Annotated in this window: 9 protein-coding genes and 1 pseudogene; 6 read left to right on the top strand and 4 right to left on the bottom strand. The window is 67.1% G+C overall.

Annotated features, from left to right (window positions below; all coding sequences use genetic code 11):
• From JMF86_RS25730 to JMF86_RS25720, 3 genes and pseudogenes are all read left to right on the top strand, one after another.
• Positions 1–390 (top strand): annotated as a pseudogene (locus JMF86_RS25730) (SEL1-like repeat protein); the annotation flags it as partial.
• Positions 391–510: 120 nt separating this feature from the next.
• Positions 511–1,338 carry a hypothetical protein gene (locus JMF86_RS25725; protein WP_011545763.1) on the top strand — a complete coding sequence of 276 codons (828 nt, stop codon included), beginning with the start codon at positions 511–513 and terminating at the stop codon, positions 1,336–1,338.
• A 130-nt stretch (positions 1,339–1,468) separates the two neighbouring features.
• Positions 1,469–2,482 carry a hypothetical protein gene (locus tag JMF86_RS25720; protein WP_011548425.1) on the top strand — a complete coding sequence of 338 codons (1,014 nt, stop codon included), beginning with the start codon at positions 1,469–1,471 and terminating at the stop codon, positions 2,480–2,482.
• Between the two features lie 196 nt (positions 2,483–2,678).
• Here JMF86_RS25720 and JMF86_RS25715 read toward each other — a convergent pair whose 3' ends face one another.
• The gene (locus JMF86_RS25715) at positions 2,679–3,695 is read right to left on the bottom strand and encodes a 1-aminocyclopropane-1-carboxylate deaminase (RefSeq protein WP_011548424.1); all 1,017 of its coding nucleotides are present in this window, start codon (positions 3,693–3,695) and stop codon (positions 2,679–2,681) included.
• A 195-nt stretch (positions 3,696–3,890) separates the two neighbouring features.
• Between JMF86_RS25715 and JMF86_RS25710 the strand changes: the two genes are divergently transcribed.
• Positions 3,891–4,391 carry an Lrp/AsnC family transcriptional regulator gene (locus tag JMF86_RS25710; RefSeq protein ID WP_011548423.1) on the top strand — a complete coding sequence of 167 codons (501 nt, stop codon included), beginning with the start codon at positions 3,891–3,893 and terminating at the stop codon, positions 4,389–4,391.
• 293 nt (positions 4,392–4,684) lie between these two features.
• Positions 4,685–6,406, top strand: coding sequence for a ubiquinone-dependent pyruvate dehydrogenase (gene poxB, locus JMF86_RS25705; RefSeq protein ID WP_011548422.1), 1,722 nt, complete (start codon positions 4,685–4,687; stop codon positions 6,404–6,406).
• 40 nt (positions 6,407–6,446) lie between these two features.
• On the opposite strand, the gene JMF86_RS25700 is transcribed toward poxB, so the two are convergent.
• On the bottom strand, positions 6,447–6,701 hold the full coding sequence (locus JMF86_RS25700; RefSeq protein WP_011548421.1) for a hypothetical protein: 255 nt from the start codon (positions 6,699–6,701) through the stop codon (positions 6,447–6,449).
• 173 nt (positions 6,702–6,874) lie between these two features.
• On the opposite strand from JMF86_RS25700, the gene JMF86_RS25695 reads away from it, so the two are divergent.
• Positions 6,875–7,465 carry a class I SAM-dependent methyltransferase gene (locus JMF86_RS25695; protein ID WP_011548420.1) on the top strand — a complete coding sequence of 197 codons (591 nt, stop codon included), beginning with the start codon at positions 6,875–6,877 and terminating at the stop codon, positions 7,463–7,465.
• 240 nt (positions 7,466–7,705) lie between these two features.
• On the opposite strand, the gene JMF86_RS25690 is transcribed toward JMF86_RS25695, so the two are convergent.
• Positions 7,706–8,845, bottom strand: a complete 1,140-nt coding sequence (locus tag JMF86_RS25690) for an acyltransferase (protein WP_011548419.1) — start codon at positions 8,843–8,845, stop codon at positions 7,706–7,708.
• Positions 8,842–9,654 (bottom strand): OXA-1043 family class D beta-lactamase, encoded by an 813-nt coding sequence (gene blaOXA, locus JMF86_RS25685; RefSeq protein ID WP_011548418.1) that lies wholly within the window; start codon positions 9,652–9,654, stop codon positions 8,842–8,844. The genes JMF86_RS25690 and blaOXA overlap by 4 nt, the downstream gene beginning before the upstream one ends.
• Positions 9,655–9,799 lie beyond the last annotated feature (145 nt).

Here is a 9,799-nt window from a genome sequence, read left to right as displayed (position 1 = left end):
GCGAAAACCCAGCCGAAGGCCGCCTACGACCTCGGCCTGCGCTATTTCCGCGGCGACGGCGTGCGCCAGGACAGCTATCAGGCGCTCAAGTGGATGCGCGAAGCGGCCGAGCGCGGCGACCTGAACGCGCAGAAGGCGCTCGGCAGTTTCTACCTGTTCGGTCTCGAGGAAATGGGCTCGGATGCGCGCGAAGCGGAGAAGTGGCTGTCGATCGCGGCCGCTCGCGGCGACAAGGAATCGAAAAAGCTGCTCGATCTCGCGCGCAAGGCGAAGAAAGAGGACGAAGAAGACTGGAAATGGCGCACGCAATGGCGTGACACCTATTACGGCTACTGGTACTCGGGCTATCCGTACTACGGCGTCTGGCAGCAGACGTACTGGTACTACTGACCGGGCATCGGGCAACGGGGCAGCCGCGGGGAGACCACCATCGCGCGCCACGCCGGGGGGCTTATCGAAGTTCGCACGGACACATAAGCCGAACAACGACTCTAATCGATCGACAACGACATGAAGACCAACCTTTCCCAACGTCTCACTCAAGGTGCGCTGGTGGCAGCGCTTGGCGCGTCCGTCGCGGGCTGCGGCGGCGTGGTGACGCCCGGCGGCCAGAACGCGGGCGTGACGGGCGCGGCGGCAGGCGGCGCGAGCGCCGGCGCCGATTCGCAACTGCAGCGCTGCACGTCGCCGCTCGGCACGATCGCCGTCGACGACGGCCGCAACGCCGACTGGTGGGGCCAGTTCGGCAGCGCCACCAAGGTGACGAGCATTGATCCGCTGCTGCGGCTGGCCGTGCAGCAGTCGAACTGTTTCGTGATCACGTCGATCGGCAACCAGAAGAGCGACGCGCGCCTGTCGCGCATCACGCAGCTGCAGCGCAACTCGGGCGAATACCGCGCGGGCTCGAAGCAGCAGAAGGGCCAGCGTGTCGCGGCCGACTACTACATGGAGCCGCAGATCGTGATCAACGATTCGCCGATCGGCGGGATCGGCAGCATGATCGGCGGGCTGATCGGCAACAGCGCGGTGGCGGCGGTGGCGGGCCACCTGCAGACGAAGGCGTCGGTGGTGACGCTGACGCTGTTCGACGTGCGCTCGGCGGTGCAGATCGCGGCGTCGGAAGGCAGCTCGACGGCGACGAACTACGGCGCGGCGCTGGGCGGCTTCGGCGGCGGCGTGGGCGGCGCGCTGGCGGGCTTCTCGTCGACGCCGGAAGGCAAGGCGACGGTCGTGGCGTTCATCGACGCGTACAACAAGATGGTCGTCGCGCTGCGCAGCTACAAGGCGCAGGACGTGAAGGGCGGGCTGGGCCGCGGTGGCCAGCTGCAGGTGAACTGACGTTGCCGGGCCGGCGGGATGCCGCCGGCCGATTCCTGATTTCTGATTCTTGATTCGTGATGGCCGGTGCGTGCGGCGTGATTCGCGCGTACGGGCTGCGTTCGTCCTGTTCGTTCAGAAGGTGACCCCGATGAAAGCCGTTGCACTGATCGCATTGACCTGCCTCGCGCTGACCGCTTGCGGCGGCGGTGACGACAATTCCTCGCCCGCGGCGTCCGGCGGATCGGGCACGAGCAACAACGGCGGAAGCGGCGGCACCGGTTCGGGCGGCACGGGTTCCGGCGGCAACGGCGGTTCGGGTGGCTCGGGCGGCAGCACGCTGACGTGGCGCTACGAGGCGCAGCCTGTCGCGGCCGATCGCGCGAGTTTCCTGACGCTGGTCAACAACGAAGGCGCGAAGGGCTATCGCTATCTGGGCGACTACTTCTACACCGCGGGCAACGGCGGAACGCAGTCGATCTTCGTGAACGACGGCACCGCGCAGACCTACACGTACCAGTTGCAGACGGCGCCGGCGGACATGACGTCCTTCGTCAACGCGGCCAACGCGCAAGGGGCGAGCGGCTACCGCTACGAAGGGCCGCTCACGTACGGCGATCTCTATCGCAAGGATGGCGGTTCGTCCGCCACCTACACGTACACGACGACCGGCCTGCCGGCCGATGCCAACGCGTTCCTCACGCAGGCGAACGGCCAGGGCCAGTCGGGCTACTGGTTCCTCGGCCCGCTGATGGTGGGCGCCGTGCAGGCGAACGTGTACATGAAGAACAACGCGTCGAACGCGACCTATACGTACGACGCGCTGGCGCCGACGTCGACGGTCAGCGACTTCGTCGCACAGGCCAACAGCGAAGGGGCGAAGGGTTATCGCGCGAAGGGCGGGATGGCATTCGGCACCGCGATCTCGTGGATCTACGTGAAGGACCAGACGCAGTCGCCGACCTTCTCGTACGAGTCGGCCGCGATCCAGTCGACCGGCGCGAGCTTCGTGCAGCAGGCGAATACGTTCGGCGCGCAGGGCGCCGCCTATCTGAGCGATATCGCGCTCGGCACCCCCGCGCCGGTGACGGCGTCGTTCTATTTCACGCCGAAGAACTGCACGGGCTTCCTGTGCACGACGCTAAATCCGCTCACGCAGAACTAAGCGGGCGCGTTGCCCGCTGCTGCATTGCGCGAGTCGTTGCAACTAGCACGATCCGAGCACGTTGAATCGAGTGCCTCAGGTGCGCCGCATCCGTGGACGCATCTTTTGCCGCCGGTTTGCCGGCGGCATTTCAATTTATACGTGTGTCGGTTTGGGTACCGGGGCCGTTGAGTGCGAACTGTCTCGAAAAGCGACGTCACCCGTTGCGAAAAATCCCGTTATACGCACTCAACGCCGGCGCCCCGCCGAGATGCGCATACAGCACCTTCGACCCCGGCTCGAATTCCCCGAGCCGCACCTTGTCGATCATCCCGTGCATCGATTTCCCTTCATAAACGGGATCGGTCAGCATGCCTTCCAGCCGTGCGCACAGCCGAATCGCTTCCAGCGTGCCGTCGCTCGGCAGACCATATTCGGGTCCGCCGTAACGCGTGTCGAGCACGACGTCCTGTTCGACGATATCGCGGCCCAGCTCGACCAGCTCGGCCGTATGCCGCGCGATGCGCGTGATCTGTTCGCGTGTCTGTTCCGGCTTCGCCGATGCGTCGATGCCGATCACGCGGTCCGCGCGTCCGTCGGCCGCGAAGCCCACGACCATTCCCGCCTGCGTGCTGCCCGTCACCGAGCAGACGACGACGTAGTCGAACTTGAAGCCGAGCTGCGCTTCCTGCGCCCGCACTTCTTCCGCGAAGCCGACGAACCCGAGCCCGCCGAGCGGATGCTCGGAGCAGCCGGCCGGAATCGGATACGGCTTGCCCCCCGCCTGTCGCACGCTCTCCATCGCTTCTTCCCAACTGCGGCGAATGCCGATGTCGAAACCGTCGGAGACGAGCCGCACGTCGGCGCCCATCATCCGCGACAACTGGATGTTGCCGACCCGGTCGTACACCGGATCTTCATAGTTGACCCAGTGCTCCTGCACGAGCACGCATTTCATTCCGAGATGCGCGGCGACGGCCGCGACCTGGCGGGTCTGGTTCGACTGCACGCCGCCGATCGACACGAGCGTGTCGGCGCCCTGCGCGAGCGCGTCGGGAACGAGATATTCGAGCTTGCGCGTCTTGTTGCCGCCGAATGCGAGGCCGCTGTTGCAGTCCTCGCGCTTCGCATACAGGTCGACCTTGCCGCCGAGATGCGCGCTCAGGCGCTTGAGCGGCTGGATGGGCGTCGGGCCGAACGTCAGCGGATAACGGGGGAAGCGTTGCAGATTCATCGGCGGGGCTCCGGAAGGGGAACAAGGCGGGAAATCGGATCGTTCGGGCGCGGCCGGCAGGCCGTGCGCCGATGACGAAAATGATAGGCAGAAGCGCGGGAAATGAGCTTGCGAAATGAATTGCGTCGACCTACTTTATCGACGCTGTGAATTAAAAATAAACAATTACGATTCGCTGAAAAGGAGATTGGCGCAATGAAATTAGACCGCGGCAGCGCATCACCCGCCGACGCCGCACCGGCGCTCGACCGCATCGACCGCGCGATCCTGCGGCAACTGCAGCAGGACGCCTCGATCTCGAACGTGAACCTCGCGGCGAAAGTGAAGCTGAGCGCGCCGGCATGCCTGCGGCGCGTCGAGCGGCTGAAGGAAATGGGGCTGATTCGCGGCATCGTCGCGCTGCTCGACCCGAAGCCGCTCGGTGCCGGGATGCTGGTCGTGATCGGCTTCGTGCTCGATCGCTCGACGCCGGAAACGTTCGCCGCGTTCGAGAAGGCCGCGCAGAAAGTGTCAGGGTGTGTCGAATGCCATGTCGTGACCGGCGAATTCGACTATTTCATGCTCGTTCGTACGCGCGACAACGACAGCTTCAATCGGCTGCATGCCGAACAGCTGCTGTACCTGCCCGGGGTACGGCAGGTGCGCTCGTTCATGGTGCTCAAGGAGATCCTGTCGACGCATGCGCTGCCGGTATAGCGCATGACGTCCGCGCGTGGCCGGGTGGACGCTTTCGGACGAAGCGGCGTCCGGTCGAGCTCGTGTCGGCCCGCGTGCACGGATTGCCCAGGCGGCAGCGACGCTCTTCCGATCGCGCGGAAAGAGCGGGCTGACCGCGCGAACGGGCCCGGCCGCGCTGTCGCGCATGCCATGCCGCTTGCACCGTCACGACGCCGCCCGGCGCGATCGCGTATGCTCGTCCCGTCATCTCGGCGAAGGCCGCAGGCGCCGCCGCCGGATCAATCGACGACCGATCAACGAGCGAGGGCATCATGGCAAGACAGACGATGGCGGAATACCTGGCGAAGACGCTGGCGGCAGCGGGCGTCGAGCGCATCTGGGGCGTGACGGGCGACAGCCTGAACGGCCTGTCGTTCAGCCTGAGCCAGCTCGGCTCGATCCGCTGGATGCACACGCGGCACGAGGAAAGCGCGGCGTTCGCGGCCGGCGCCGACGCCGCGTCGACCGGGCGGCTCGCGGTGTGCGCGGGCAGTTGCGGGCCCGGCAACCTGCACCTGATCAACGGGCTGTACGACTGCCACCGCAATCACCAGCCGGTGCTCGCGATCGCCGCGCACATTCCGTCGACCGAGATCGGTCTCGGCTATTTCCAGGAAACCCATCCGCAGGAGCTGTTCCGCGAATGCAGTCACTTCGCCGAGCTCGTGACGAACGCGTCGCAGTTTCCGCGCGTGCTGGCGCGGGCGATGCGCACCGCGATCGAGGAGCGCGGCGTGGCGGTGATCGTGCTGCCGGGCGACATCGCGCTCGGCGACGGCCCGGACGAGGCGCCGGCGTGGAGCGAATCGGCGCCGCCGTCGATCCTGCCGGCCGATGCCGATCTCGACCGGCTCGCGGCGCTGCTCAACGGGTCGGATGCGGTCACGCTGCTGTGCGGCAGCGGCACGCAGGGCGCGCACGACGAGGTGGTCGCGCTGGCCGACACGCTCGGCGCGCCGGTCGTGCATGCGCTGCGCGGCAAGCAGTTCGTCGAATGGGACAACCCGTTCGACGTCGGGATGACGGGGCTGATCGGTTTCAGTTCCGGCTATCACGCGATGGAGTCGTGCGACACGCTGCTGATGCTCGGTACGGATTTCCCGTACCGGCCGTTCTATCCGGCCAACGCGAAGATCGCGCAGATCGACTGGAAGGGCTCGCAGCTCGGCCATCGCGCGCCGCTCGCGCTCGGGCTCGTCGGCACGGTGAAGGAAACGATCGCGGCGCTGCTGCCGCGGCTGACGCGCAAGACGCAGCGGCGGTTCCTCGAGAACGCGCTGAAGCACTACGCGGCCGCGCGCAAGGGGCTCGACGATCTCGCGGTGGCCGAGCCGCCGGGCCGCGCGATCCATCCTCAGTATCTGACGAAGATCGTCGACGAAGTCGCGGCGGAGGATGCGATCTTCACGGCCGACGTCGGCACGCCGACGCTGTGGGCCGCGCGCTACCTGACGATGAACGGCAAGCGGCAATTGCACGGGTCGTTCAATCACGGGTCGATGGCGAACGCGATGCCGCAGGCGCTCGGCGCACAGGGCGCGCATCCGGGGCGGCAGGTCGTGTCGCTGTCGGGCGACGGCGGGCTGTCGATGCTGCTCGGCGATCTGCTGACCGCGCGCCAGCTCAAGCTGCCGATCAAGGTCGTCGTGTACAACAACAGCCTGCTCGGCTTCGTGTCGATGGAGCTGAAGGCGGCCGGCTATCTCGACACGAACGTCGATCTGAGCCCGACCGACTTCGCGGCGATCGCGAAGGGCGCCGGTATCTTCAGCGTGCGCGTCGAGCATTCGGAGAACGTCGAGCACGCGTTGCGCACGGCGTTCGAGCATGACGGGCCGGCGGTGGTGGACGTCGTCACGTCGAAGTACGAGCTCGCGATGCCGCCGAAGATCGAGCTCGCGCATGCGAAGGGCTTCAGCCTGTTCATGCTGCGCGCTATCCTCAGCGGGCGCGGTGACGAAATCGTGGAACTCGCGAGAACCAACTTGCGGTGACGGTAGGCGCGCGCGTCGTGCGGTGAGCATGGCGCGCGGTTCACAACTCGGCTGTGCTGCCCGCTCGCGCACGGCTTCGGCGAGCAGCGGCAGCAGAGACGCCGCGCGCTGAAATACTGACCCTATTTCGACCGTCGTAGCGCTGACGGCCGACGATCTCGCCGCGATCGAGATGGCGCCCCAGCAGATCCGGATCGTCGCCGAGCGTTATCCCGCCCACTTCAGCAGAGCGTCGATCGCCAACCGCAAATCGACGGGTGATCGGGCACGAATTGGTCAGGCGAATCAGGGTCAATCTTCACGTCGCCTTAAGTTTGCGTTTCCTAGAATCGATTGACCGTCGCGCGCCCCGCGGCGGACCGATTCGCCGAGGAGGATGCACATGAACCTTGCCCGTGTCGCCGTAGCCCCGTTCCGTGCCGTCATCGGCACACCGCCGCCAACCGCGCAAGCGCCGGAGGCCTGCCTATGATGTGGCCGAACGCGTGGCGTGTCTCGGCACTGTTCGTGCGCGAGTGGGTCGGCCGGCCGGCCGCGGTGGGCGCGTTGTGCCCGAGTTCGCGGCATCTGGCGCGCGAAATGGCCGACGCGGTGCCGGATGGCGACGGGCTGGTCGTCGAGCTCGGCGGCGGCACCGGCGCGATCACCGCGGCGCTGCTCGAGCGCGGTGTCGCGCCGCGGCGCCTCGTGGTGGTCGAACGCTCGCCGGCGTTCGTGCAGCATCTGCGGCGGCGCTTTCCCGGGATCTCGATCGTGTCGGGCGACGCGCGGCGGCTCGAACGGCTGTTGCCGCCGGGCGCCACGGTCGATGCGATCGTGTCGTGCCTGCCGCTGCGCACGCTGCCGCGCGAGGACGTGGCGGCGATCGTCGGTCAATGTCAGAGGGTGCTGTCGGCCGACGGCGTGATGATCCAGTTCACGTACGATTTGCGCCCTCCCGGTCGCCATCCGCTCGGCGATTCGGCATTCGTTGCCAGCGGCAGCCGGATCGTCTGGGCAAATATTCCGCCTGCGCGCATCGTGACCGTACGCTGCGCTGCCGCCGAATACGCCGGCTGACCCGCCGCGCGCGGGGCGCCCGGACGTGGCGCCCCGTCGCATCCTTTCAGCGGCCCTGCCGATCCTTCCAGTTTCCCTTCATCTTGCCGTCACATCCGGTTCCTACCATCGCCTTTCATTTCGAAAGCATCCGTGGTGAGCAGCACAGGCTACTTGATGTCCTCGGCTCCCCGAAGGCAGGGATTCCGACGCGGATGTTGACGTTGACGCCGGCTTTTGTTCGCCGCCGCACGCGGAAAACTAGACGCGCGCGCTGTCGGTCATCCGCGCCGCTGGCCGCGATGCGATGCGCTTGATGAAGCGGTCGAGCGGCGTCGCGTAGCCGCGCGCGATGACCGCACTCAATGCTGCCGACAGCGCCAGGTACGCGACGAGCAGCGCGAGCTTGCCGTCGCCCTGCGTGGACGACGGCGGCCAGAACGTGCGCAGCGCGCCGAGCACGATCAGATGGAATAGATACAGCTCGTAGCTGAGTCGGCCGCTCCAGCGCAGCGGCGCGAGCAGGCGACCGTGACCGGGGGCGTGTTCGGCGTGTGCGCCGATCAGCAGCACGGCTGTGCCGAGCGCCATCGCCGAGACGCCGAACACATGGCTTTGCGCGATCGGCCACGCGAGATAGAGCGCGGTCATCAGTGCTGCGACCAGCCATTGCACGGGCGCCGCCGCGAGCATCTGCCAGCGCGCGCGTTCGGCGAGCAGCGCGGTGCAGCAGCCGATCGCGATACCGTCGAAGCAGGCGAAGTACGCGTACAGGAAGCCGCCTTCGTCGCCCGGATGCGTGTAGCGGTACACGGGACCGATCGCCGCAATCAGCAGCCAGAACGCGAACAGCCGCGTGTCGCGGCGCAACGCGATGCACAGCAGCGGGAACGACAGGTAGAACACCTCTTCGACCGACAGCGACCACAGCACGCCGAGCGCGTAGTTGACCCATCCGTACGCGCCGATCAGCACGTTCATCCAGAACGTGAGCGATGCCAGATTCACGAGCCAGTACGACACGGCGATGCCCTGCGGCGCATGGTTCGTGAAGATCGGCACACCGGCCGCCGCGAGGCCGTTGACGAGCGCGAGCAGCAGAAGCAGGCACGGGACGATCCGTGCAATGCGCGACACGTAGAACGCACGCACGTCGAGCGCGCTGAGGCTGCCCCAGCGGCGGCGCGCGTTCGACGTGATCAGGTAGCCCGAGATCGCGAAGAACATCGTCACGCCGTAGTTGCCGTTGCGCACGATCGCATGGATCGTGTCCCAGCCGAGCACGCGGGCGAGCGCGGTGTCGCGCAGCGGATATGCGATGTTGAAGTGATGCAGCAGGACGAGCAGGATCGAGACGCCGCGCAGCAGGTCGATGCGGGCGTTGCGGGGAGCGGCGCTCATTGCGGCGGGGCCGCGGCGGCGAGCGTCGGCAGCGCCGCGAGGAACGTGTCGCGCGAGCGCAGGCCGGCATTGGGCGTTTGCCGCTCGTCGTCCTGGATCAGGTTCGCGAACACCAGCGTGCGCGATCCCTTCGTCGCCCAGCCGACGAACCAGCCGTACGCGTGTGCCGCGTCGTACTGGATGCCCGGCGAGCCGGTGCCGGTCTTGCCGTGCACCGTCCAGCCGCCCCGTTGCGCGTCGAGCAGCGTGATGCGCGCAGTCATGTCATACGCGTGCGCGCTGACGGGCAGCGTCCGCTGCACGATCTTGCGCATGAACGCGACCTGTTCGAGCGGCGAGATCCGTAGCGACGAATTGACCCACGCGCCCATCATGCCGGGGAGTTCGCCCGCTTTGCTGGTGACGTCCGCGTTGCCGTAGTCGAACGCGCTCGTGTACTGCTGGAAGCGTGCCTGCCCGAGCGCCTGCGTGACCTGCTCCGAATACCAGAAGACCGACAGCCTCATCCAGCGCGCCGGATCGGTCGGTTCGCGCCACGGCGCGCCGCCCCAGTCGGGGTAGCCGGCGTGGAACTCGAGCGTGGGCGTGTGTTCGTCCTTCAGCACGCCGGCGTCGAAGCCCATCAGGCCGATGGCGACCTTGAACGTCGATGCCGGCGTTACGCGGGTCGAGCAGTCGCCCTGCTGCACGAGCAGCTTGCCGGTGGCGGCGTCGGCGACGACGGTGCAGACGGGGTGCGCGTGAGAGGACGCGGCGGCCAGGAGGCCGGCGAAGGCGAACAGCGCGTAATGCCAGTGCTTCAAGTGCAATTCCTTGGAAAGCGTGCGGAAGATGCGCGGGGCGGACGGAAAGCGGGAAGCCGTGCGCAAGCGAAGCGGCGGCCGGCATCGGTGAGGGCGATCGCGGCCGTCGGGATGGCTCACAGTGTATCGACGGATCGCCGGCTGTCGACCT

This window comes from Burkholderia sp. E168m15 (genome assembly GCF_016586105.1).
GTDB lineage: Bacteria > Pseudomonadota > Gammaproteobacteria > Burkholderiales > Burkholderiaceae > Burkholderia > Burkholderia orbicola.
Note: the sequence above shows the minus strand (reverse complement) of the source record. Positions and strands in the feature narration are given on the sequence as shown.

What these genes read in the sequence shown, in the direction of transcription:
- JMF86_RS25715 (WP_011548424.1), bottom strand. Translation starts at nt 3,695, where the DNA reads ATGAATCTGCAACGCTTCCCCCGTTATCCGCTGACGTTCGGCCCGACG.
- poxB (WP_011548422.1), top strand. Translation starts at nt 4,685, where the DNA reads ATGGCAAGACAGACGATGGCGGAATACCTGGCGAAGACGCTGGCGGCA.
- JMF86_RS25725 (WP_011545763.1), top strand. Translation starts at nt 511, where the DNA reads ATGAAGACCAACCTTTCCCAACGTCTCACTCAAGGTGCGCTGGTGGCA.
- JMF86_RS25690 (WP_011548419.1), bottom strand. Translation starts at nt 8,845, where the DNA reads ATGAGCGCCGCTCCCCGCAACGCCCGCATCGACCTGCTGCGCGGCGTC.
- JMF86_RS25720 (WP_011548425.1), top strand. Translation starts at nt 1,469, where the DNA reads ATGAAAGCCGTTGCACTGATCGCATTGACCTGCCTCGCGCTGACCGCT.
- JMF86_RS25710 (WP_011548423.1), top strand. Translation starts at nt 3,891, where the DNA reads ATGAAATTAGACCGCGGCAGCGCATCACCCGCCGACGCCGCACCGGCG.
- JMF86_RS25695 (WP_011548420.1), top strand. Translation starts at nt 6,875, where the DNA reads ATGATGTGGCCGAACGCGTGGCGTGTCTCGGCACTGTTCGTGCGCGAG.